This window comes from Nonomuraea sp. NPDC059023 (genome assembly GCF_042740095.1).
Classification (GTDB): Bacteria; Actinomycetota; Actinomycetes; order Streptosporangiales; family Streptosporangiaceae; genus Nonomuraea.
In genome coordinates, this window is the sequence record NZ_JBHYIO010000001.1 from 347,963 (window position 1) to 371,173 (window position 23,211).

The following is a 23,211-nucleotide window of genomic DNA, read 5'->3' on the forward strand; positions in this document are numbered from 1 at the left end:
CCATGCCCTGAGCGAGCCCGGATTTGTGACCCGGTGCCCGCTTGTTCGCGGCGCTTACGGGCCGAACACTACCAGCCCGTCGGCCTTCCGGAACCCGCTTGTGCTGTGCCGCATGTAATACCCACGAGATCGCGGTGTAATCGCGACGTTACTTAGCGTTCGCTAGAACGGCGCTTCCAGTTCACCCAGGTCATGCCCGTAATCGCGCAGCCAGGCGCCGAACAGCACCAGACCGCGCACCCAGAACCGGTCGTTCCAGCCGTTGAAACGCGTCAGCGCGTCGGGCCCGCCGCCGATCACCTCGTGCAGGTCATCCGAGAGCAGGCCGGGCACCCGCTCGGCCACCGTGGCCAGCATCCGGTGCGAGTACTCGCGGGCCGGAGCCGCGGTCGAGCGCAGCGGCACCCGCCGAAGCGGCTGCTTGACCACGTTCGTGGACGGCAGCGCGGCCACGCGCGGACTGGCCGCGTGCAGCAGTTCGCGGTAGAAGCGCCCCTTGTCCTTGCGGGCCACGCCCACCGACAGCGCCGCGTCGAAGAACTCCGGATGGATGAACGGCGCCGCGAACGAGGCCTCAGGCCCCACCAGGTTCACCGCCGAACGGGCGATGCCCCGCACCGTACGCGTGTGCAGCACCGACAACGGCAGCTCCGCCCGATGTCCGTGGAGCATCGAGGTGGACTCGGCGAACTGCTCACCCACGGTCTGCGCCATCCAGGCCGCCGCCGCCTCCGACAGGAACGGCCGCGACGGCGCGCCCAGCGACAGCGAACTCAGTACCGCCGCCGAGCGCTCGGCCTGCGAGGTGGCCTCCAGCGCCGCCCCGCTGACCATGAAGTTCTTCAGCAGCGGCCCGCCCGCCAGGCCGTCCACCAGGATGCGGCCGGCGCCGTGGACCTCCTTGGCGAACGGCGCGTACCAGGCGTGGTGCGGCGTCAGATACTCGAGCCTGCGCGCCACCTCCAGCGCGTCGGCCGGATAGGCGCCGGGATCCTGGGTGACCACGCGGTGCGGGATGCCCAGCTCGCGGGTGATCGCCTGGGCGAAGGAGATGTCGGTGTCGGTGCCGTCGTCCGGGCTGGTCGTCCAGGACTCCACGTCGAAGCCGCGCGCCACGGCCACACTGGCCAGCAGCCGCGAGTCGTAGCCGCCGCTGACCGGGACCAGCAGCCGCCGGCCCTCGTAGTCCTTGTAGACCTCGTGCAGGATCTCCAGGATCGCGTCCGCGCTGGTCCAGGCCTCGTACGGCTCACGCCGCAGCCAGCGCGGCAGCCGCCGCTCGGTGGCCAGCCGCTCGCCCGTGAACACCAGCGCGCTGGAGCCGGGCAGCCGCCTGATCTGCCGGTATGGTGTCGCCTCCCCGAGCGGGAAGGTCACCTGAAGGATCGAGGCCCACGCGTCCCAGTCGATCTCGACCGGGACCAGCGAGAGCAGGGGGGCGATCAGGGAGGAGAAGTAGACGGCGTCGCCGAGCCGTACGTAATAGACGTCGACCAGCCCGAGCGCGCCCGCGTGCAGCGTGACCCGCTCGCCCGCGCCGATGAGACCGGGCGTCTCGTAGGTCTCGGCGACCGACATCCACGCGTCCCCGGCCGGCGGCTTGCGCTCGCCCCAGGAGAAGGCGAACTCGCCCTCGGAGCGGTGGTACGGCGGCAGGGGAGCGGTGCTGAACAGCGCCGCGTGGGCGGTCTGGAGCGCGGGGCGGCAGCGCGGGCCGGCGGCGGCCAGCTTCGCCGCGACGGCGGGGTCGATCCGGCCGAGGGCTCCGCAGACGTAGGGCCGCACATTGAACTGCACCGGATCCATCCCTTCCTGCCGCTTACCGGTTGAAGGGTATCCTTTGGCCTCGTGAGCGAGCGCAGCGAGCGAGCCAACTTTGTCGTTGGCCTGCTGGAGGAAGGCCGATGACGGAGCTGGAAAGCACGCGCAAAGCGCTGAGGGACGCGGTCGCCCAGGCCGAGCACGCGGCGGAGCTGGCGCGGCTGCTGGACACCGCCCAGGCGAAGCTCGCCGCCGCCGAGCAGAGCGCGCAGGAGGCCAAGGCGCTGGCCGCGCAGGTGTCGGAGCTGGAGGACCGGCTCGACGACGAGCGTTCCGACGCGGAGCGGCTGCGCAAGGAACTGGCCGAGCAGCGCTACCAGGCCGAGGTGGCGCAGTGGAAGCTGTCCTCCATCAAGGTCGCCCGCTGGAACCGGCTCGGTGACGCGCTGAAGTCCGGCAAGTCCAACCCGGTGCGTCTCGCCAAGGGCATCAAGGGCGCCGCCAAGGCCGCCCCGCGCCCGGTCGCGCCCAAGCGCAAGCCGGTCGCCGCCGCCGATCAGAAGGCCGAGCGGCCCGGCGCCGCCTTCCAGGCCACCGCCGCGACCAGGACGATAGAGGGCGCCTCGTTCCGGCTGAAGCCGTTCAGGATCCCGACCGGCCCCAACACGCGCCCCCACCTGACCGCCGCCGTCATCGCCGACCCGCACGCCGAGGCGCTGCTGCGCTACGAGTGGCGGCAGACGACCGGCTTCACCCCGCGCGACTTCGCCCGGGTGCTGCCGCTGGAGGTGCCCCACCTGCTCGTGGTCGAGTCGGTCACCGAGGGCCCCTGGGCCGAGGAGATCGCCGGCGAGCCGGGTGAGGGCCTGCGCGCGCTGCTGGCCTGGTGCGCCGAGCGGGGCATCCGCACGGTCTTCTGGCACACCCAGGGCGACCCCGCCGGCTTCGCCGCGGCCGCCGCCCTGTTCGAGCACCGCTTCAGCGTCGACACGGCGAGCGGCTGGCCGCGGCTGCTGTTCGGCGTGCAGCCGCGGGTGCACAACCCGCTGCCGCTGTCGGGCGGCCGGGTCGACCGGGTGCTCACGCTGGAGCAGTTGCTGCCGCCGCACCTGTCGTATCCGGACGTGCTGACGTCCTACCGCTGGCCGGCCGCCGTCGACGTGCCGCCGGGAACGCCGACGTGGCGGCTGTCGGAGATCGCCGCCTGCGGCACCTCGATCGGACCGGAGCCCGACTCCCGCCGCGCCCACGCCGCGCTGCGCCGCGCCTACGCGGGCGGCACGATGACCGAGCGGGTCGACGAGCTGCTGGAGCGCATCGGGCTGCCCAGCGCCCGCGCGACGCTGAACGTCTCGGTGATCCTGCCGGTCACCGACGCCGCGCTGCTGGAGCACGCGCTCGCCCAGGTCGCCAGGCAGAGCGGGGTCACGCAGCTGATCCTGTTCGGCCCGCCCGGCGCGGGGGAGCGCGCCCGTGACGTGATCAAGGACGCCGAGGTCGTCTTCCGCGACCTCGACCCCGCGCTGTCCACGGGCGGCATGCTCAACCACGGGCTCGACCTGTGCGAGGCCGACCTGGTCGCGGTCATGGACCCGCGCGACGTCTACGGCATGCACTACCTGTCCGACCTCAGCCGCGCCTTCCTGTTCGGCACCGCGGACATCGTGGGCAAGGCCGCCTTCTACGCCCACCTGCGCAACGCCCAGGCCACGCTGCTGAAGCAGCCGGACGCCGAGTACACCTACACGCCGGAGATCGCCGGGGCGACGCTGCTCGCCCGCCGCAACGCCCTGCGCGAGCTGGGCTTCCCCGACCTGACCGAGGGCTGGGACGAGGTACTCATGCGGCAGTGCCGTACGGACGGGGTGAAGGTCTTCTCCGCCGACCGTTTCGGCTACGTGCGCGTGCGCGACGAGGACCGCTGGCTCCTGGGGGCGGCCCAGCTCATCGAGTACGGCTCCGCCGAGCCCCACGCGCTCATCTGATGACACCCGGGCAGCTCGCGGAGCTTCTCGGCGAGCCGCCCGCGCCCGAGGGCGACTGGACGCGGGAGGCGGTCTACCTGTCGGCCGCCGCGCTGCGCCGCCGCGTGGACCCGGGCGAGCTGGCCGCGTCCGTGCCCGGGGCGGTGGCGCTGCCGAACGGGCTGCTGCGCATCGTCCTGCCCGAGCCCGCCGACGTGCTGGCCGACGTGTTCGCGGTGGCCGACCAGGGGTGGCCGGCGGAACCGCTGACATGGGACAACCCCGGATTTGTCGTGAAATATGCGCGCGCCAGAGCGGTGGCCGTGGCGCGGGAAGCCGCCGCTCTCGGAGTGCCCGTCGCCCTTGGGGCGTCTGGCGGGCATGGGGTGCTCGGCGCCCTTGAGGTGTCCGGCGGGGTTGGGGCGTCTGACGGGCTCGGGGTGCCTGGCGGGCTTGGGGTTTCTGGCGGGTTTGAGCCCGCGTGTTTGTCGGGGGCGCGCGATCGGGCGGTGTTGCGGGTGCTGGCCGAGCTGCCCGGCCGCCGGGTCAGCGCGGAGCCGGGGTGGGCGGCCTTTCTGGTACGGCTCGCGCTGGCCTATCACGACGCCTATGAGCACGCGGCGCCGCTGCCCGTCGGGGACGAACCGGCCGCCCCGGTGCACACCGCTCGGGTGCGGCTGGCGCTGGCCGTACAGGAAGTCCTTCCTGGACCCGACAGAATCTGAAATTTCACGCCATAAGGCGTGAAAACGTGTAAAAACTCTACAATTTCCTGCACATCGTGTCTCGATAGGTGGGCACGGTGTCCGGCGCGATCCCGCGTTCCGATAGCCTCTTTTGGGTGAGTCGATTCGCCCATCCCGCAGGGGACCGGCACGCCGAGATGCTGCCCCACGAGCGCCCGCCGCTGGCGCCCGCCGACCTCAACCGGATCAATCCCGCGATCTGGCCGCGAACGTCGAGCAGGACCGAGGGCGCGCTCACGGTCGGCGGCATCGACGTGCGGGACCTCGCCGCCGAGCACGGCACTCCGCTCTACGTCGTCGACGAGGCCGACGTGCGCTCGCGCATGCGCGACTACGCCACCGCCTTCGCCGGTTCCGACGTGCACTACGCCGGGAAGGCGTTCCTGTGCAGGGAGATCGTCCGGTGGCTGCAGGACGAGGGGCTCGGCCTCGACGTGGCCAGCGGCGGCGAGCTGGCCGTCGCGCTCAGCGTCGGCTTCCCGCCCGAGCGCATCACGCTCCACGGCAACAACAAGTCCGTCGCCGAGCTGACCCGGGCCCTTGAGGTCGGCGTCGGGCACATCGTGGTCGACTCCTACGAGGAGATCGCCAGGGTCGGCTACCTCGCCGACGAGCTCGGCAAGCGGCCCAAGGTCATGATCCGGGTGACCACCGGCGTCGAGGCGCACACCCACGAGTTCATCGCGACCGCCCACGACGACCAGAAGTTCGGCCTGTCGCTCAACACCGGCGCCGCCGCGGAGGCGGTCCGCCGCATCCTCGCGCTGCCCCAGCTCGAACTCGTCGGCCTGCACTCCCACATCGGCTCGCAGATCGTCGACACCGCCGGCTTCGAGGTGGCCGCCCGCCGCCTGGCCGACCTGCTCGTGCAGATCAAGGACGAGCACGGCGTCGTCCTGCCCGAGCTCGACCTCGGCGGCGGCTACGGCATCGCCTACGTCGAAGGCGACGAGGCCCCCGACATCAAGGAACTGGCCGACGGCCTGCGCGAGATCGTCGCCAAGGTCTGCACCGGCGCCGGGCTGCCCGTGCCCAACCTCACCGTCGAGCCGGGCCGCACCATCGTCGGCCCCGGCGGCATCACCCTCTACGAGGTCGGCACCGTCAAGGACGTCGAGGGCATCCGCACCTACGTCAGCATCGACGGCGGCATGAGCGACAACGTGCGCACCGCGCTCTACGGCGCCGAGTACACCGCGGTGCTGGCCAACCGCGAGAGCACCGCCGCGCCCATGCTCAGCCGCCTGGTCGGCAAGCACTGCGAGAGCGGCGACATCGTCATCAGGGACTTCTACCTCCCGGCCGACCTCGCGCCGGGCGACCTCATCGCGGTGGCCGCCACCGGCGCCTACTGCCGCTCGCTGGCCAGCAACTACAACTATCTGCCCAGGCCCGCCGTGGTCGCCGTCGCCGACGGCTCCTCCCGGGTGATCGTGCGGGGCGAGACCGAGGACGATCTGCTGAGGGGGCAACTGTGAAGGTCGCGCTGCTGGGATGCGGCGTCGTCGGCTCGCAGGTCATCAGGCTCATGCGCGAGCAGGCCGACGACCTGGCCGCCCGGATCGGGGCGCCGCTGGAGCTGGCGGGCGTCGCCGTACGCAGGCTGGGGCGTAAACGTGAGGTGGACGTCGACCCCGCGCTGCTCACCACCGACGCCGAGGCCCTCGTCACCCGTGAAGACGTCGACATCGTCGTCGAGGTCATCGGCGGCATCGAGCCCGCGCGCTCGCTGATCGTCGCGGCCCTGTCCAAGGGCAAGTCGGTCGTGACCGCGAACAAGGCGCTGCTGGCCGAGGACGGTTCCGCCCTGCACGAGGCGGCCCGCGCCGGCGGCGGGGACCTCTACTTCGAGGCCAGCGTGGCCGGGGCCATCCCGCTGCTGCGCCCGCTGCGCGAGTCGCTGGCCGGCGACCACGTCAACCGCGTGCTCGGCATCGTCAACGGCACCACCAACTACATCCTCGACAAGATGGACTCCACGGGCGCCTCGTTCAACGACGCGCTGGAGGAGGCGCAGGCGCTCGGCTACGCCGAGGCCGACCCCACCGCCGACGTCGAGGGCTTCGACGCCGCCGCCAAGGCCGCGATCCTCGCCGGGCTGGCCTTCCACAGCCGGGTGACCGCCGAGCAGGTGCACCGCGAGGGCATCACCGAGATCACCGCCACCGACGTCGCCTCGGCCAAGGCCATGGGGTACGTCATCAAGCTTCTGGCCATCTGCGCACGTTCCGACGACGGCCGGAGCGTCGGCGTACGCGTCCACCCGGCGATGATCCCGCGCACCCATCCGCTGGCCGGTGTGCGCGAGGCGTACAACGCGGTGTTCGTGGAGGCGGAGTCGGCTGGGCAGCTCATGTTCTACGGCGCCGGCGCCGGCGGCGCGCCCACCGCCTCCGCGGTCCTGGGCGACCTGGTGGCCGTGGCCAGAAACCGGCTGGCCGGGGCGCGCGGTCCGGAGGAGTCCACGTACGCCTCGCTGACCGTGCACCCGATGGGCGAGACCGTGACCCGCTGCCACGTGGCGCTCGACGTCGCCGACAAGCCGGGCGTGCTGGCCAGGGTGGCCGAGGAGTTCGCCCGCCACGACGTCTCCATCCAGACGGTACGCCAGGAGGGCCACGGCGACGACGCCCAGCTCGTGATCGTCAGCCACCGCGCCACCGACGCCGCGCTCACCGCCACGATGGAGGGGCTGCGCAAGCTCGACATCGTCCGCGCGGTGGCCAGCGTGATGCGCGTGGAGGGCGACGAGTAGCCGCCCCCCACAAGTGATCAGGTACGGCGGGCGATCGCGGTGATCAGCGGCTGCACCGCCTTGGCCGCCAGCGGACCGAAGGCAGCCAGGATGAGCACGTACGCGGCGGCCAGCGGCCCGAGGTCCGGATGGACCCCGGCGGCCACCGCGAGCCCCGCGATGACGATGTTGAACTCGCCCCGCGGGATCAGCGCGATGCCCGCCCGCGCCTGACCGGCCTTGGCGATGCCCGCACGGCGGGCGGCGTAGGCGCCGGTCAGGAGCTTGGTGACCATGCTGACCAGGGCGAGCGCCGCGGCCAGCCCGGCCACGGGCAGGATCGCCGCCGGGTCGGTCTGCAGGCCGAAGAAGACGAAGAACACCGCGGCGAACAGGTCGCGCAGCGGCTCCAGCAACGCCCGCGCGCCTTCGGCCAGTTCTCCCGACAGCGCGATGCCCACCAGGAACGCGCCGACGGCCGCCGACACCTGGAGCTGCTGGGCGATCCCGGCGACCAGGAGTGCCAGGCCGACGACCTTCAGGAGGAGCACCTCGGAGTTGGGGCTGGCCACGAAGCGTTCGATGAGCTTGCCGTACCGGAGGGCGAAGACGAGCACCACGCTCACGGTCGCCAGCGCGATCGCCACCGTCACCGCCCCGCTCAGCAGGCTCGCGCCGGCCAGCAGCGCGGTGAGGATGGGCAGGTAGAGCGCCATCGTCAGGTCTTCGAAGACCAGGAGCGACAGGACGACGGGGGTTTCCCTGTTGCCGATCCAGCCCAGGTCGGACAGGACTTTCGCGGTGATGCCGGAGGAGGTGGCGTAGGTGACGCCGGCCATGGCGACGGCGGCGACCGGGCCCCAGCCGAGCAACAGGGCGGCGATCGCGCCCGGCGCGGCGTTGAGCACCAGGTCCACGAGGCCGCCGCGGAGGTTGCCGCGCAGGCTGGTGACCAGTTCGTCGGCGTTGTACTCCAGGCCCAGCGTGAGCAGCAGCATGATGACGCCGAGCTCGGCGCCGACCTGGATGAACTCCTCACTGGTGGCCAGCGGCAGGATGCCGCCGGTGCCGAAGGCCAGGCCCGCGATCAGGTAGAGGGGGATGGGGGAGATGCCGCCGCGCAGGGCCAGCGCGCCGAGCACGCCGAGACCGAGGATGACAGCACCGAGTTCGAGAAGAAGGATCCCTGCGTGCACCCGCGGGCCTACCCCGCGGCCAGGATGTCGGCGGCGGCCGAGGTGCCCTCGGGCGTGCCCACGACCACGACCACGTCACCGGCGGCGAACACGAAGTCCGGGCCGGGGCTGGCCACCACCCGGCCGTCGCGCGCGACGGCCACGATGGACGATCCCGTGCGGGTGCGCATCTGGGTGTCGCCCATGGGCCGGCCCGCGTACGGCCCGCCGTCGCTGATCGGCAACTGCACGCTGACCAGGCCTTCGACCTGCCGGTGCAGCTCGTTGAGCCGCTGGACGATGCGCGGGGCGCCGAGCAGTTCACACAGGGCGTCGGCCTCTTCGTCGTTGAGCTTGACCGCCTCGCACGCCTGGTCCGGGTCGCTCTTGTCGTAGATCACCAGATCCCGCCGGCCGCTGCGATGCGAGACGATGCCGATCCGCCTTCCGGACTGGGTGGTGAACTCGTGCCGCAGTCCGATCCCCGGCAGGGCCGTCTGCTCGACGTCCATTGCGTGCCCTTTCATTGCTTTTGTTGAACTTCATACTATTGGCCGGGGATGACCTTGTGGTTCAGCGGGACTTGGCCTCGTAGCGGCGCAGGGCGAGGCGGGTGGCCAGGGCCAGGACCGCCGACATGAGGATCAGGACGGCCATCGAGCGGAGCCAGCCCACCAGGTCGTGGTCCCAGAGGGCGTCCTCGGGCTTGGCGATGTCGATCTTCTGCAGGTCGGTGGTGGCCGCGGCGGCGGCGTAGCCCCAGCGGGTGGGGACGAGCCAGGTGAGCTGCTCCAGGCCGGTACGGCCGACCACCTCGATCAGCTTGCCGATGAAGACGAACTGGGCCATCACGAGCACCACCATGATCAGCATGGCCTGCTCGTTGGTGCTGACCAGGGCGCTGACCAGAAGGGCCAGCAGGCTGCAGGTGAAGGCCACCGCGGAGACCACGACGATGATCTCCACGCTGCCGGAGCCGAAGATCAGCGGATCGGCCGGAGGCTTGCGGCCGATCATGGCCAGCGTGACGAACAACGTCGCCTGCACCACGTTGATCGCGCCCAGCACGGCGGCCTTCGACAGCAGGTACGCCACCGGTGACAGGCCGACCGAACGTTCGCGGCGGTAGATGGGGCCTTCCTTGACGATCTCCCGGATCGCGCCGATCAGGCCCATCAGCGCTGCCCCGAACACCAGGATGATCAGGAGGGTTCCGGCCTCCTCGCTGCGCCCGATCTTGCCGCCGGGCGGCGCCAGGCCCGCCGAGCCCTCCACGACACGGGTCATCAGCGCCAGGATGATCGGCAGGCCGACCATCGACAGCGCGGCCAGCTTGTCGGCGCGGATCACCGAGAACATCCGCCGCGAAAGGATCGCGAACTGCCGTCCCATACTCTGCTTGGGCGGCGCCGGGGGAGGGGTCACGGTGTGGCCGTCGAGGCCCTCGCCGGAGGCGGAGCCGCAGTAGCGTGTGTAGTAGGCGGAGCGGCGGAAGCGGTCGGCCCACAGATCGGCCTCGTCGCTGACCTTCTTGAAGACCTCCGAGTACTCCGTCGCCCCGAAAAATCCCAGCAATTCATCCGGTGGGCCGAAATATCCGACCTTGCCGCCTCGGCACAACACGAGCACGCGGTCGCAGACGTTCAGGTGCAGCACGCTGTGCGTGACCACCACCACGGTCCTGCCGTCGTCGGCCAGCTCCCGCAACGTGTTCATGACCTCTTTGTCCAGGCTCGGATCCAGCCCGGAGGTCGGCTCGTCCAGGAACAACAGCGACGGCTTCGTCAGCAGCTCCAGCGCCACGCTGGTGCGCTTGCGCTGGCCGCCGGACAGCCGGTCGATGCGCAGCCTGCGGCGTTCGGCCAGGTCGAGCTGGTCGATCACCTCGTCGATGCGGGTTCGGCGCTCGGCCCGCGTCACGTCCTGGGGGAAGCGCAGCGCCGCCGCGTACCCCAGCGCCCGCTCGACCGTGAGCTCCTTGTGCAGGATGTCGTCCTGCGGGACCAGGCCGATGCGGTGGCGCAGGTCGTCGTAGTGGGCGTACAGGTCGCGGCCCTCGTACGACATCCGGCCGTGCGTGGCGGGCCTGGCGCCGGTGAGCGCGCCGAGCAGCGTCGACTTGCCCGCGCCCGACGGGCCCACCACCGCGAGCAGACTGCAGGCGTCAAGCCGCAGACTCACCCGGTCCAGCAGTACGGCGGAGCCCGCCTTGACCGTCAGCTCCTCGGCCCGCAGGGACACGGCGCCGGTGTCGGCGTGGATCGCCACGTGGTCGCGGTGCACGACCAGCTGGTAGTGGCCCACCGAGACCAGATCGCCCGGCTGGACGTAGGCGTCGGTGACACGGTGGCCGTTGACGTGGGTGCCGTTGCGGCTGCGCAGGTCCCTGACGTACGGGCCGTTGGGGGAGCGGTGGATCTCGGCGTGGTGGCGGGAGATCAGGAGGTCGTCGGGCAGGGCCAGGTCGTTGTCGGCGGCCCGGCCGATCCGCAGGACGTCGGTCAGGGGGAGGATCCGCTCGGGGATCTCGCTCGGCCGCCCCTGTCCGGCCGGCCGCCCGAGCTGCGTCACCCCTTCCGACACCCCACCCCAACCCTGCCCACCCCCGGAATACCCCGCGCCCGGATGTCCCGCGCTCGGGTGGCCCGCGCCCGGATGTCCCGCGCTCGGGTGGCCCGCGCCCGGATGTCCCGCGCTCGGGTGGCCCCCGCTCGGGTGGCCTGCGCCCTGATGCCCTGCGCTCGGGTGGCCTGCGCTCGGGTACCCCGTGCCTGGGTGGCCTGGGGTGGAAGGGCCCGTGCCGAGGTGTCCCGGGGTTGGGTGGCCGGTTGTCTGGTGTCCGGTGTGTCGCGGGTCCGGGGGGCGTTGTGGCTGGGGGGCGGTCGGGCGGGGTGGTTCGGGTTCGAGGTCGAGGCGGGGGCCGTGCTCCGCGCCGCCGAGCCGTACCGTGCAGGGGACGGCCACGTGGACGGTCGAGATGCGGTTCTGCCCGATGAACGTGCCGTTGCGGCTGCCGAGGTCGCGCAGGATCCAGCGGCCCGACTCGTGGACGACCTCGGCGTGGTGGCGGGAGACGCGGGCGTCGGCGATGGCGATGTCACCCTCGCGCCCCACGAGCAGCCGCTGCCCCGGCACCAGCCGGATGAAGCCCGCCGGACCCCGCACGAGTAACGCCGTCATCTCTCCGCACCCCGCAAACCCCGGCCGTCCCGTAATTATGGCCGCATATCAGGCTGGGGACGGGCCAGGGTGAACGGCGTTGCAGGGACGTGACCTCGCGTGTAGTGGTAGGCCACGGTGGCCACGCCCAGCGACAGTCCCCACGGCAGGAAGAACAGGCCCACGCCGCCGACCGACCAGTCCATGTCGCCGGCCAGCAGGCCGCTCCACGAGGTCACCCCGGTCACGGTGAGGGCCACGGACACCAGCGACGCCGGCACGACCGCCATCGCCTCGGGCACCGCCCGCCCGCCGAGCACCGGCACCCAGCGCGGGAAGACCCGCCCCCACCGCTGCGCCAGCCCGAGCGTGAGCAGTGCCCCGCCCAGGCAGAGCAGCGGAAGCGAGTACGCCCCCAGCCCGCTCACGCCCTTGGCCACGGCGTCGGCCGCGAGGTCGTCGACGAAGCTCTGGTCGACCCACATCGGGATGCCCGCCGACCAGGCCGCCCGCTGCATGCCGTACGGCAGCGGCGACAGCACCGCGACGACCGTCGCCCAGAGCCCGATCCGCCGCCACGGCCACGACGCGGCGCCGCCCCGCACGAAGCCCAGCGCGACGCCGATCCACAGCGCCCCGCCCGCGACGCACACGAGCTGGTTGAGCACGGGCCAGTCGACCAGGCCGAAGTAGCCGCGCAGGGAGTAGGCCATGTTCTGCAGCAGCCGGACGTCGGGGAGCACGAACAGGAGGCTCGCCCCGGCCACCCAGCCGTACGCCGCGACCACCGGCGCGGGAACCTTGGGCCACCAGAGGGCCGCCGCCGCGAGCAGGACGCCGGCGGTACAGGCGAGGGCGATGACCGGTGCCATCGCGTCCGCCGTCACGCCCGCGAAGATGCTCATCCCGACAGCGGCGTTGGGGTCGCCGAAGGGGAAGCCGCCGCCGCCCGACCACCAGAAGTAGCCGAGCGCTCCGTAGATCGCGCTCCAGATCAGCGCCCCGTGGAGGATCAGTCGTCGTTTCATGGTTCCCCAGCCTGGGCCGGGACCGGCGCCCGGACATCTGCCGATCGGCAGATTCGCCCACGCGCCCTCCTGGCTAAAGTGGCGGTCATGAAACGGGTGCTGGCCTGCGCGGTCGTGCTCTGGTGCGCCGTCTGGCCGATCTCGCTCAGGCCGCCGTTCCCGGAGCCGTTGATCTTGGCCCCCGCCTTGCTCGCGGTGGCCGCGGCGAGCGCGGCCGTCGCGTGGTCGCCCAGGACGCGGCCGCTGCTGGCGCCGCTCACCGCGCTCGTGGGCGCCGTCGGCGCGGCGTGCACGCTGGTGTGGCTGAGCGACCCGGTCGGCGCGGCCGGTCCCGCCACCTACTTCCACACGTTGGCCGTGCTCACGCTCATCACGATGACCGTCCGCTGGTCGCCCCTGCCGCGCGGGGTTCCCGCCGTGGTGGTGGCGGCGGTGGCAGAGGCGCTGCTGGCGCTGCAGGTCGTGCCGGTGAAGTCGGTGGTGGAGTCGGTCGCGTTCGGGCTGTTCTGGTCCTTCGGTACGGCCGGCGCCGTAGGCCTGGGCGCGTACCTGCGCGTGCTGGACGCCCGCCGCGAGCGGGCGGTGCGCGAGGCCAGGCGCTCCCAGCGGATGCAGCTCGCCCGCGACCTGCACGACTTCGTGGCCCACGACGTCAGCGCCATGGTCCTGCAGGCGCAGGCGGCGCAGATCCTGCTGGAGAGCTCGCCGAGGGAGGCGGCCACGACGCTGCGCGCGATCGAGGAGGACGGCACGCGGGCGCTGGCCTCCATGGACCGTACCGTCCGGATGCTGCGTGAGCTGGAGGGCGAGCCGGTCTCCGCCGAGCCGCTGCCCGGCCTGGACGACCTGCCCGGCCTGGTACGCCGCTTCGCCGAGGCCGGATACCCGGAGACGGAGCTGGAGCTGGCGCCACCGGGGTCGGTCTCGCGCGAGGTGGCCACCACGGTCTACCGGATCGTCGCCGAGGCCCTCACCAACGTCCGCAAGCACGCGCCGGCGGGGTCGAGCGTGGCGATCCGGGTGACGGACGAGGCGGGCGCGACCGTGCTCACGGTCGCCGACCAGGCCGCCGCGCCCGCCCAGCCGAGCCTGCCCGGTTCCGCGCGGCCGGGGGTGGGGCTGGCCGGGCTGGCCGAGCGGGTCGAGGCGCTGGGCGGGACGTTCGGCGCGGGCCGGGCGGGCGACGGCGGGTGGCTGGTGAAGGTCGCCTTCCCGGGAGGACGGACATGACGATCCGGGTGCTGGTCGCCGACGACCAGCCGGCGGTGCGGCGGAGCTTCCGCACCATCATCGACGCCCAGCCCGACCTGGAGGTGGTGGGCGAGGCGCCGGACGGCGTCGCCGCGCTGGAACTGGCCGCTGAGCTGGCCCCCGACGTGGTGGTGGCCGACATCCGCATGCCGCGCATGGACGGCCTTGAGCTGACCCGGCGGCTGTCCGACACGGTCCGCGTGATCGTCGTGACCACCTACGACCTCGACGAGTACGTGCACACGGCGCTGCGCTCCGGCGCCTGCGGCTTCCTGCTCAAGCACGCGGGCGCGGGGCTGCTGGCCGAGGGGATCCGGGCGGCCGCGGCGGGCGACGCGCTGATCAGCCCGTCGGTGACCGTACGGCTGCTGCGCCGCCTGACGCCCGCGCAGGGCCGTACCGGGGTGGCGGGTGAGACGCTGAGCGACCGCGAACTGGAGATCGTCCGGCTGGTGGCGCAGGGCCGGTCGAACCCGGAGATCGGGTCCGAGCTCTTCATCTCCGCGGGCACGGCCAAGACGCACGTGGCCAACGTCCAGCGCAAGCTCGGCGTCCGCAACCGGGTCGGGATCGCCGCGTGGGCCTGGGAGAACGGCCACACCTAAGCGGCCGCTACTGGTCGGGAAAGGTCAGGTCGCGCACCCGGCGCACCGCGCGCTTCAGCACGGTGCGCTCCCTGGCCCTGGCCAGGCGGACGGCCTCCTGCCGCCACGCCTCGGCCTTCTCACGCCACCGGACGGCGTCGCGCTCCGCCTTGCCCGCCTCCCTGCGCAGTTGCGACATCTCCGCCTGCAGCGCGGCGGCCCTGCGGCGCAGCCGGGTGACCTCCTTCTCGTGCTGGAGCGCCTGCTGCTCCAGCTCGGTCAGGGGACGGCGGCGCGGCGGGTAGACCTTGGGGCGGCGGACGAACCCCCACGACTCGCCGTCCACCCACTCCACGCCGAACACCTCGTGGATCACGTCGTCCGGGTGCTCGTCCGGCCCGGTGAGCAGGGCGGCTCTGGCCAGGGCGGCGGTGCGTTCGAGGCGGGCGACGACGACGCCGTCGCTCTGCTCGGCCAGCGCGACGCAGAGCGCGCCCAGGTCGTGCTCGTCGAGGTGCTCGGTCAGGCGCTGCAGGGTGTCGTGGCCGGGCATCCAGCCGGGCGGGACCGTCAGGCGGTAGGGGGCGGCGGCACCGGGGGGCGGGCTCTCCGGGGGCGTGAGCCGTACCCGGGGATCATGCTCGAACGTGGCGTGGATCAGGCGCAGGTCCAGGTCGGGGTCGTGCAGCGGGTGGCGGCGGCCGCTGCCCAGGTCCGGCCACGGCCCGGTGACGGTGACGCGCACGTCGGGCAGGGAGGCGGCGAGCAGGCCGTCCACGGTGGCGCGGACGTCCTCGTAGGGGTGCTCGCCGTCCACCACGCAGTCGACGTAGGGGACGAGCCACTGGCGGCCCTGGTTCACGCGCAGATAGCGGCGGTGCGGCACCCGGTCGGCCACGAACGGGTCGTTGTAGCGCTTGAGCGCCGCCCAGTCCCGCATGGCGGTGGGCAGCCCGAGATGCCAGGCCCGCGCGTCGGGGTCGGGCACGAACACGGCGCCCGCCTGCGCCAGCCGGTAGCCCAGTTCGGTGTCCTCGGCGAGCACGAGCGAGGTGTCGAGCCCGCCGATCCGGCGCAGGAGCGCGGCCGGGTAGGAGGCGGTGGCGCCGACGTGGACGCGGGCGGCGAGCGCGCTGGGCGCGGTGCGCAGGCCGTCATGCTCCTCGATGATCTTCTCGGCCCAGTCGTGGCGGAGCGGCGACAGGTGGAACAGCTTGTCCTCGTTGCCCGCGTCGAGCGCCTCGCGTACCTCGGCGGGGGCGGGCAGGACGGCGTCGGCGGTGAAGTCGATCCAGCCGAGCACGACGAGGTAGGGCGCGAGATGGTGCCAGCGCGACTGCGCCTCGACATGCCCGCGGTGCGGCACCATGTCGGCGTCCAGGACGAGCACGATCTCACCGGATGCGGCGTCGATGCCGGTCTGCAGGGCCCAGGCGCGCCCCCACCCGCCCGGGGCGCTGGGCACGAGCCGGGTGGCGGCGGGGCGCAGGTCCGGCAGGCGCAGCGGCGGCGCGCTGCCGTCGTCCACGACGATCACGTCGAGCAGGTCCGCGGGGTAGCTCTGGGCGGCCAGCGCGGCGAGCGTGAGGTCGAGCGTCTCCTGCCGGTCGTGGGCGGGGATGACGACGGTGACGGTCAGCTCGGGCGTCCAGGCACCCAGGGCGGGCGGGGTCAGGATCCCGTAGTCGTTGCGCCGGATACGCGCCGCGTCCCTGCTCATACCCGGGCGCTCCCTTCCAGTTCCATCAGCGCGCACGGCCGGAAGCCGCGCCACTGGTGGCGATTGCGTTGCAGGAAGGTGCCGATCGGCTCCTGCCAGGTGTGGTTGGCGGCCAGACCGCGGTGGAGGATGTAGCCGAGGCCGTGGGTGCGGTAGATCTGCCCGCCGGCCGCCTGCAGCGCCTCCTGGAACTGCGTGTCCACGGAACGGCGCAGCGGACGGAACCCGCCGACGGCCTGGAAGGCGGAGCGCTCGACCAGGATCGTGCCGCCCGCCACGAAGCTGGTGATCTGCTCGGTGATCTGCTTGCGGTGCACGGTGACGTCGATCGAGGACAGGTAGACGAACTCGGGTACGGTGCCGACCACCTGCGCCCCCGAGTACGAGTGGGCCAGCAGCAGATCCGACAGGAAGTCCGGGCCGTACCAGTCGTCGTCGTCCATCTTCAGCAGGAACGAGCCGGAGGCCCTGGACGCCGCCTCGTTCAGCACCTCGCCGAAGATCTGGTCGGCGGCCGCCTCGTACACGGTGACCTGCCCGTCGAAGGCGGCGATGGCGGCGGCCACGTCCGGGTGGCCGGCGGGCACGCCGTGCAGGGCCAGGATCACCTCAAGCTGCGCGTCCCGCTGCCTGGCGATCTGGTCGAGCGCGAACCCGACCATGTCCGCCCGGCGCGTGGCCAGCAGCACGGAGGTCAGCGGCGGCACCGGCGCGGGCGCGCCGAGCTGTTCCCAGCGGGCGGCCACGCCGTGGGTACGCAGCGCCGTACGCCGCAGCCGGATGCTGTGCTCCTCCCGCCGGAGCTGGTCGGCGAGGTCGGGACCCGACTCGATCAGCCGCACCAGCGGCTCGCCCAGCGCCCCCGCCCAGCGCGGCACGGATGGCGACACCAGCGGCACCCCGGCCGCGGCCAGCCCGGCCAGCACGCGCACCGCGGTCAGCGGCCCGCTGTGGGCGTGCTGCCAGTCGACCTCGACGCCCCTGATCTGCCGGAGCCTGGCCACGTCGGAGTCGGTGACGCCGCCGGACTCGGCGAAGGCGATGATCGGCTTGCCGTCGAGGACGATGGACCAGCGGCCCTCGCGCTCGGTCAGCGCCGCCATGCCGCGCGAGGGAGTGGTCACGAAGCCCTGCGGGTTCACCATCCGCTCGTCGACCGGCGGGATCATCGACGGCTCCGCCAGCACCTCGGGATCGGCCAGCGGCAGCTCGGCGCCGCCCGGCCGGCCGAGGTGCTCCCAGCTCGCCGCGCGCAGCGTGGGCCGCTCGACCGGCGTCTCGTCGCCCTCCCAGGGGGCCTCCCACGGCGAGTCGGCCGAGCCCGGGTTCACGTCGGGGTCGTCGAGCGTGCGCAGGACCAGGTCGCTGCCGGGCGCGCCGACCCGTCCGGGCACCGGGCCGCCGACTTCCGCCGGGGTGGCGTTCGGGTCGCCCGGCCGCCAGGCAGCCGCGCCGACCCCGGCGATCGCCGCCGCGGGGGCCGCGATCACGTCGAGGCGGTGCCCGGCGAAGGCCCGCGCGGTCGCGGCCACGGTACGGCCGGCCGGCGTGGGCGCCGAGAACTTCGCGTCCACCACCCAGACCCGATCCTTGGGCTGGTACACCCGCAGATCACTGAGCGAGCGCCACCGGTTCGCCGGGGTGGGCGTCGGGACCGGCGCCGGATGTGAGGGCGGCGCGTCCAGCACGGCCACGACCACGCGCTGCGTGTCGGGAAGGAGCTTGTGCAGGGTGGCGACCCGGCGCAGGTCGGCGGGGGTACGGGCGAGCACCAGCACCTCGGGCGCCCGCTCCTTGCCGCTGGGCGGCTCCAGGATGTCGCGGTCGAGGTCGACGCCCTTGACGTCCTCGTCGATGCCGACGGCGAAGACCCACGCCTGCGGCATGTCCGCGATGAGAGAAGAGATCATGGCAACCTCCATGAGGCGACCCGCTGGCGTGGTCATCCGGTCTTCCTCAGGTGCTTGAGCAGGGCGGCGAGCGGGCCGGTCGCGGGTTCTGGCCGCTCGGGCGGCGGCTGCGAGAGGTCGTCCACCTCGGCCCGCAGCCGGGACACCTCCGCCTCCAGTTCCTTGATCTCGGCGGCGCGCTTGGTCGCCAGCGCCCGCCACTTGGCCGGGTCACCGGCGGGCGGCTCGATGTCGTCTCCGGTGGCGAAGCCGAACTCGGCGCCGCTCACCCACAGCGCGCCGAACATCTCGTCGACCAGGTCGTCGGCCGGGCCCTCGTGGCGGGCGGCGCGGGCGAAGGCGGCGGTGCGCTCCAGCCGGGCGGCGACCACGCCGGCGCCGGACTCGGTGAGGGCGGCGCAGACCAGGCCCAGGGTTTCCTGTTCCGCCTGCCGTACGAGCTGGGCGATCGTGTCGGCGCCCGGCGCCCATCCGGCGGGGACGCGCAGCAGGAACGGGGCGGGCGCCACGGAGGCGGGCGCGTCGGCGGCGAACGCGACGCGCGGCTCGGAGGCGTAGAGGTTGCGCAGGAGGCGCAGGTCGAGGTGCGGGTCGTCGAGGGCGGCGTGCCGGTCGCCGGTCAGCACGTCCCAGGGGCCGGTGATGGTGACGGCGGTGTCGGCGAGCGTGCCGGCCAGCGCCGCGTCCACGGTGGCGCGGGTGCGCTCGTAGCCGTCGGCCTCGGTGACGACGCGCACGTACGGCACCCGCCACCGCCTGCGGGGATGGCCGCGCAGCCAGCGCAGATCGGGGATGAGGTCGCCCAGGAAGGACCAGTTGTGCCGGTGCACCTCCTTCGCCCGCAACATCACGGTGGAGGGCCCGACATGCCAGCCCTTCGCCTCGGGGTCGGGGATGAAGACGGCGCCGGCCTGGGCCAGCCGGTAGCCGAGCTCGGTGTCCTCGGCCATGTTGAGCGTCACGTCCACGCCACCGGCCGCATGTAGCAGCGCGGCGGAGACGGAGCTGGAGGCGCCGGTGTGCAGCAGGTAGGCGCTGGTGCCCGCGTCGCGGAGCATGCGCGTGGATTCGAGCGTCTTGGTGGTGTACTCGGTGCGGGTGCCCTCCTCGCCGAGCTCGTCCACGAACCGGGTGTCGCCGATCACGACCGCGTGGTCGAGCAGGTGGTGCCAGCGCATGTGCGCTTCCAGGTGCTCCTCGTCCAGGATCATGTCGGCGTCGAGCCAGTGGACCACGTCACCGCTCGCGGCGTCCGCGCCCGCCTGGCGGGCGGCGCCGCGGCCCCAGCCCCCGCTCACCCGCACCACCCGTACGCCCGGCGCCGACAGGGGCGGCGTGCTGCCGTCGTCGGCGACGACCACCTCGGTCAGCTCGGCCGGGTAGGTCTGCTTGGCCAGCGCGGTCAGCGTGCGGTCGAGCCCGTCCTGGTCGTTGTAGGCGGGGATGACGACGGAGACGCGTTTGGCCGGCCGCCAGCTCCCGATGGCCGGCGGCTCCAGGGCCCCGTAGTCGTTGTGCCTGATCCGCCTCATGCCGAGCCCAGCGCCCGCACCTCTTCGCGTAGCCGCTCCACCTCGCGGGCGTGGGTCATGGCGTTGACGCGGTCCTCGCCGAGGGAGACGAGGATGGCGCCGAGGTCCTCGGTACGGCGGGCCGCGCCGTCCTCCATCGCCGCCGACAGCTCCTCCAGCCGCTTCTCGATGCGCTTGAGCGCGGCGGCGGTGGCGGCGTGCGAACTCTCGTTCTTCTTCACGCGCTGGTCGATGCGCTGGGCCTTGCCGTCGAGGCGGCGCACGGTCAGCACCAGGAAGGCGAGGGCGGCCAGCGAGACCAGAAGCGCCGCGGCCACGGCGGCGGCGGCGAGCGTGAAGACGCCTGTGACCAGGAGCGCGGCAAGGGCGAGAACGCCAAGAATCGCGGCCGTCGCCGCTGTCCGGCGAGTCGAGAGCATCCGCATATCTATCCTTGTCACGACTTGAGAGGCACCAGGGGATATTGACACCCTAATAAACAGGTACGAGTTAACGTGCCATAAGTTCCTGAACGGAATCTGGGAGCCGCCACCGCGTGACCTGCGGCAGGTGCCGTAACGAATGGGGGACCTCCCTCCTACCGGGCGGTAAAAGCGGCGTAAGGTAGGCGCCGTCTTCGAACCCCGCCGTCGAGGAGCGCCACGTTCATGACCGTCACCCCCTGCGGCTTCCGGCGTACGCCGGAGAAGGGACTGGCCCGCCTGCGCTGGGCCGGACGCGGCTGGACGGCCGAAGGAGAAGGGCTGCCCGCGGCCCCGCCCGGCCGCCTCGACCTGCCCGCCCTGCGGCCGTTACGCGGGCTGGAGGTCGACTGGCCCGGTGGGCCCGTGCCGCTCGGGGAGATCGTGCGGCTTGCCGCCGCCGGCGTACCGCTGACCGCCGCCGAGGCGCCCGCCTGGGTGCCCGCGCGCCTGGCCGAGCTGCTCGCCGACCGCGAGTGGCTGGCCGGCGAGCCCGCCGGCGGCCTGCGCTGCGTGGCCGACCTGCGCCGCGAGGAGCACAGCGTACGGCTGCGCCGCGTGGCCGCCCGGCTGGCCGCGACGCCGGGGGAGTTCCCGGCGAGTTTCGCCGGTGAGGTCGCCTTCGCGGCGCGGCCCAAGGTCAGCGTGGTCATGTCCACCAAGCGGCCGCACCTGGTGGCCGAGGCGCTCGCGCAGATGGCGCGGCAGCGGCACGTCGAGGTCGAGGCGGTGATCGGGCTGCACGGCGTGCCGTACGAGGCGGTGCGCGCGGCCGTCGAGTCCGCCCCGCTGCCGGTGTCGTGCGTGGTGTCGCGGGCCGTGTTCGGCGAGGTGCTGAACCTGGCGGCGGCCCGCGCGAGCGGCGACTACCTCGTCAAGTGGGACGACGACGATTGGTACGGTCCCGAGCATCTGTCGGACCTGCTGCTGGCCATGCGGGCCACGGGCGCCGACATCGTGGGGGCCACCGGTGAGTTCTTCTACCTCGAACCGCTCAACACCACGATCCGGCGTACCACCTTCGCCAGCGGGGCGGCGTACCCGAGCGAGGTGTGGGCGGACCACGTCGCGGGGGGCACGATTCTCCTCGCTGCGGCGAAATTTCGGTCTTTAGGGGGATTTCCTGCCTTGCCTCGGGCGGTGGACAAGGCCTTCCTCAAGGCCGCCCAGGCTCAGGGCGCGCGCATCTACCGGACCCACGGGCTCGGGTACGTGCTGCGCCGTACCCTCAGCGACGAGCACACCTGGCAACTGCCCCTGTCGCACTTCCTCAAAGTGGCCGCCAACCAGTGGCGCGGCTTCCGGCCGAGCAGGCTCATGGAAGCGGCATGAGGGTACGGGGCAACGACTACCGGGTGCTCGCGCCGCCCGAGCGATGGACGCCCTCGCTCAAGGTCAGCGTGGTCATCCCCGCGTACGGCGGGCAGCACGAACTCGACCTCGTCCTGCGGGCGCTGGCCAGGCAGACCTACCCGGCCGGGCTCACCGAGGTCATCGTCGTCGACAACGGCAGCGACCCGCCGCTGCGCCTGCCGCCGGAACGCCCCGGGAACACCACGCTCGCGCTCTGCCCGCGACCGGGCCGCGCCGCCGCCCGCAACACCGGGCTGGCCCTGGCCACCGGCGACGTCATCCACTGGCTCGACTCCGACGTTCTGCTCACCCCCGGCGCGATCGAGGCGCACATGCGCTGGCACCACCGCGCCCCCTACCTGGCGGTCACCGGCTACATCAGGTTCACCGAGGCCAAGGTCCCCGCCGAACTGCCCGACGACCTCGAGAAGGCCTTCGAACCCGCCCGCCCGCACGCCTGGATCGTCGACCTCGTCGAGCGCACCCGCGGGCTCACCGACAACCCGCAGCGCCCCTTCAGCCTGCACGTCGGCGGCGCCACCTCGGTCAACGCCCGCCTCGTCGCCGCCGCCGGACCCATGGACGAGGACCTCGTACTCGGCCAGGACACCGAGATGGGCTACCGGCTCGCGCAGGCCGGTGCCGTGTTCGTGCCCGAACCGCTGGCCCGCGCGTACCACCTGGGCCCCACCATGCGCATGCGCGACAAAGCGCCCATCGACCGGGTCAGCCACGCCTTCGTCGCCGACCGCATCCCCACCTACCGCTGGCTGCGCGCCCACCCGGGCCGCGCGTGGAAGGTCCCCTACGTCGCCGTCGTCGTGGACGGCACCGCCGGGTACGAGACCGTCCGCACCACCGTGGACGCGGTGCTCGCCGGGACCGTCCCCGACGTCCGCGTGGTGCTCGTCGGCCCCTGGGACACCCTCGACCGCGACCGCCGCGCCCCTCTGCGCGACCCCGCCCTCGACCTGGTGCTGGTCCACGGCCACTACCTGCACGAGCCGCGGGTACGGCTGGCCGTCACCGACGCCCCGGACCCCGCGGTGCCCTGGATCCTGCGCCTGCCCGCCGGATGGGCGCCCGCCGAGGACGGCCTGGCCCGCATGCTCGACCTGGCCGCCGGAGAGGGCCTGGGCCTGGTCAACATCCTGCTCAGCGAGTCGCCCTCCGGCCTGGTCGGCGCCCGCCTGGAGCGGGCCTCCGCCTTCGCCAGGGCCGCCATCGTGGCCGGGCCGGGCGAGGACCTCGACGACGCCGTGGACGACGTGTCCGGGGTGACCTGGGTGGAAGGCGAGAGCTACGGCTTCACCGAAGCCCCCGCCGAACCTGTGGGCCGCCGCAGCGCGCTCCGCGCCCGCGTGGAGGCCCAGTCGGAGGCCGCCCGGCTGGGCAAGGAGGTCGACCGCCTGCGCGCCCAGACCGCCAAGTGGCGGGAGGAGGCGGGCACGTGGCGTAAGAGCGCGGTGGAGCTCCGGCGCGAGGTGGGCGGACTACGCCGCCAGCTCGCGGCCGCCAACCGCAACCAGCGCAGCCTCCGCGCCCTCCTCGCCGCCGCCCTGAAACGCGCCTGGACCAGAAAACCGGACGACCCCTCACCCTGACCACCCCACCCACCACGGCACGCCCCCGCACGGGGCGCGGCCGACAAGCGCATCCGCCCTTCCCGGGATGTGCCCTTTGGGCACGTCGCCGCACACGCCCTCACCTGGCAAGGCCCGGCGTCGCGCCCACCCGGGTGACACCACCTGCCAGGTCGCGTCCCTGGACATCCCACCGCGCACCCACCCGGGGCAAAAGGCGCTTTGCGGCCTTGTGCGCTCAAGGGGGAAG

Annotated in this window: 17 protein-coding genes; 8 read left to right on the plus strand and 9 right to left on the minus strand. The window is 73.0% G+C overall.

Annotation, left to right across the window (positions count from 1 at the left end):
* Nucleotides 1–162 precede the first annotated feature (162 nt).
* A complete protein-coding gene (locus ACFWYW_RS01575) occupies nucleotides 163–1,806 on the minus strand; it encodes an asparagine synthetase B family protein (RefSeq protein ID WP_379609066.1) in 1,644 nt (547 codons plus the stop codon).
* Between the two features lie 98 nt (nucleotides 1,807–1,904).
* Between ACFWYW_RS01575 and ACFWYW_RS01580 the strand changes: the two genes are divergently transcribed.
* From ACFWYW_RS01580 to ACFWYW_RS01595, 4 genes are all read left to right on the plus strand, one after another.
* A complete protein-coding gene (locus ACFWYW_RS01580) occupies nucleotides 1,905–3,746 on the plus strand; it encodes a hypothetical protein (protein ID WP_379609067.1) in 1,842 nt (613 codons plus the stop codon).
* Nucleotides 3,746–4,450 (plus strand): anticodon-binding protein, encoded by a 705-nt coding sequence (locus ACFWYW_RS01585; RefSeq protein ID WP_379609068.1) that lies wholly within the window; start codon nucleotides 3,746–3,748, stop codon nucleotides 4,448–4,450. Before ACFWYW_RS01580 ends, ACFWYW_RS01585 begins: the two co-directional genes overlap by 1 nt.
* Nucleotides 4,451–4,566: 116 nt before the next feature.
* A complete protein-coding gene (gene lysA, locus ACFWYW_RS01590) occupies nucleotides 4,567–5,949 on the plus strand; it encodes a diaminopimelate decarboxylase (protein ID WP_379609069.1) in 1,383 nt (460 codons plus the stop codon).
* Entirely contained in the window at nucleotides 5,946–7,226 is a 1,281-nt protein-coding gene (locus ACFWYW_RS01595) for a homoserine dehydrogenase (RefSeq protein WP_379609070.1), read from the plus strand. The genes lysA and ACFWYW_RS01595 overlap by 4 nt, the downstream gene beginning before the upstream one ends.
* A gap of 17 nt (nucleotides 7,227–7,243) precedes the next feature.
* Here the strand turns inward: ACFWYW_RS01595 and ACFWYW_RS01600 are convergent, their stop codons facing one another.
* The 4 genes from ACFWYW_RS01600 to ACFWYW_RS01615 form a co-directional block, all read right to left on the minus strand.
* On the minus strand, nucleotides 7,244–8,401 hold the full coding sequence (locus ACFWYW_RS01600; protein ID WP_379609071.1) for a cation:proton antiporter: 1,158 nt from the start codon (nucleotides 8,399–8,401) through the stop codon (nucleotides 7,244–7,246).
* An 8-nt stretch (nucleotides 8,402–8,409) separates the two neighbouring features.
* The gene (locus ACFWYW_RS01605; RefSeq protein WP_379609072.1) at nucleotides 8,410–8,892 is read right to left on the minus strand and encodes a cation:proton antiporter regulatory subunit; all 483 of its coding nucleotides are present in this window, start codon (nucleotides 8,890–8,892) and stop codon (nucleotides 8,410–8,412) included.
* Nucleotides 8,893–8,953: 61 nt separating this feature from the next.
* Nucleotides 8,954–11,560 carry an FHA domain-containing protein gene (locus ACFWYW_RS01610; RefSeq protein ID WP_379609073.1) on the minus strand — a complete coding sequence of 869 codons (2,607 nt, stop codon included), beginning with the start codon at nucleotides 11,558–11,560 and terminating at the stop codon, nucleotides 8,954–8,956.
* Between the two features lie 35 nt (nucleotides 11,561–11,595).
* Nucleotides 11,596–12,567 (minus strand): hypothetical protein, encoded by a 972-nt coding sequence (locus ACFWYW_RS01615; protein ID WP_379609074.1) that lies wholly within the window; start codon nucleotides 12,565–12,567, stop codon nucleotides 11,596–11,598.
* An 87-nt stretch (nucleotides 12,568–12,654) separates the two neighbouring features.
* Here ACFWYW_RS01615 and ACFWYW_RS01620 point away from each other — a divergent pair, with 87 nt between their 5' ends.
* Together ACFWYW_RS01620 and ACFWYW_RS01625 are read left to right on the plus strand one after the other, a co-directional pair.
* The gene (locus ACFWYW_RS01620; protein ID WP_379609075.1) at nucleotides 12,655–13,797 is read left to right on the plus strand and encodes a sensor histidine kinase; all 1,143 of its coding nucleotides are present in this window, start codon (nucleotides 12,655–12,657) and stop codon (nucleotides 13,795–13,797) included.
* Nucleotides 13,794–14,423: a response regulator gene (locus ACFWYW_RS01625; protein ID WP_379609076.1), complete on the plus strand. Its 630-nt coding sequence runs from the start codon at nucleotides 13,794–13,796 to the stop codon at nucleotides 14,421–14,423. The genes ACFWYW_RS01620 and ACFWYW_RS01625 overlap by 4 nt, the downstream gene beginning before the upstream one ends.
* Nucleotides 14,424–14,430: 7 nt before the next feature.
* On the opposite strand, the gene ACFWYW_RS01630 is transcribed toward ACFWYW_RS01625, so the two are convergent.
* Genes ACFWYW_RS01630 through ACFWYW_RS01645 form a run of 4 tightly spaced genes read right to left on the minus strand, consistent with a single transcriptional unit; the run spans nucleotide 14,431 to nucleotide 19,983 of the window.
* Entirely contained in the window at nucleotides 14,431–16,122 is a 1,692-nt protein-coding gene (locus tag ACFWYW_RS01630) for a glycosyltransferase (protein ID WP_379609077.1), read from the minus strand.
* Entirely contained in the window at nucleotides 16,119–18,032 is a 1,914-nt protein-coding gene (locus ACFWYW_RS01635; RefSeq protein ID WP_379609078.1) for a glycosyltransferase, read from the minus strand. The genes ACFWYW_RS01630 and ACFWYW_RS01635 overlap by 4 nt, the downstream gene beginning before the upstream one ends.
* 32 nt (nucleotides 18,033–18,064) lie before the next feature.
* A complete protein-coding gene (locus ACFWYW_RS01640) occupies nucleotides 18,065–19,564 on the minus strand; it encodes a glycosyltransferase (RefSeq protein ID WP_379609079.1) in 1,500 nt (499 codons plus the stop codon).
* Nucleotides 19,561–19,983 carry a hypothetical protein gene (locus tag ACFWYW_RS01645; protein ID WP_379609080.1) on the minus strand — a complete coding sequence of 141 codons (423 nt, stop codon included), beginning with the start codon at nucleotides 19,981–19,983 and terminating at the stop codon, nucleotides 19,561–19,563. The genes ACFWYW_RS01640 and ACFWYW_RS01645 overlap by 4 nt, the downstream gene beginning before the upstream one ends.
* 228 nt (nucleotides 19,984–20,211) lie before the next feature.
* Here ACFWYW_RS01645 and ACFWYW_RS01650 point away from each other — a divergent pair, with 228 nt between their 5' ends.
* Nucleotides 20,212–21,357 (plus strand): glycosyltransferase family 2 protein, encoded by a 1,146-nt coding sequence (locus ACFWYW_RS01650; protein ID WP_379609081.1) that lies wholly within the window; start codon nucleotides 20,212–20,214, stop codon nucleotides 21,355–21,357.
* On the plus strand, nucleotides 21,354–22,982 hold the full coding sequence (locus tag ACFWYW_RS01655; protein ID WP_379609082.1) for a glycosyltransferase: 1,629 nt from the start codon (nucleotides 21,354–21,356) through the stop codon (nucleotides 22,980–22,982). The genes ACFWYW_RS01650 and ACFWYW_RS01655 overlap by 4 nt, the downstream gene beginning before the upstream one ends.
* Nucleotides 22,983–23,211: the final 229 nt, after the last annotated feature.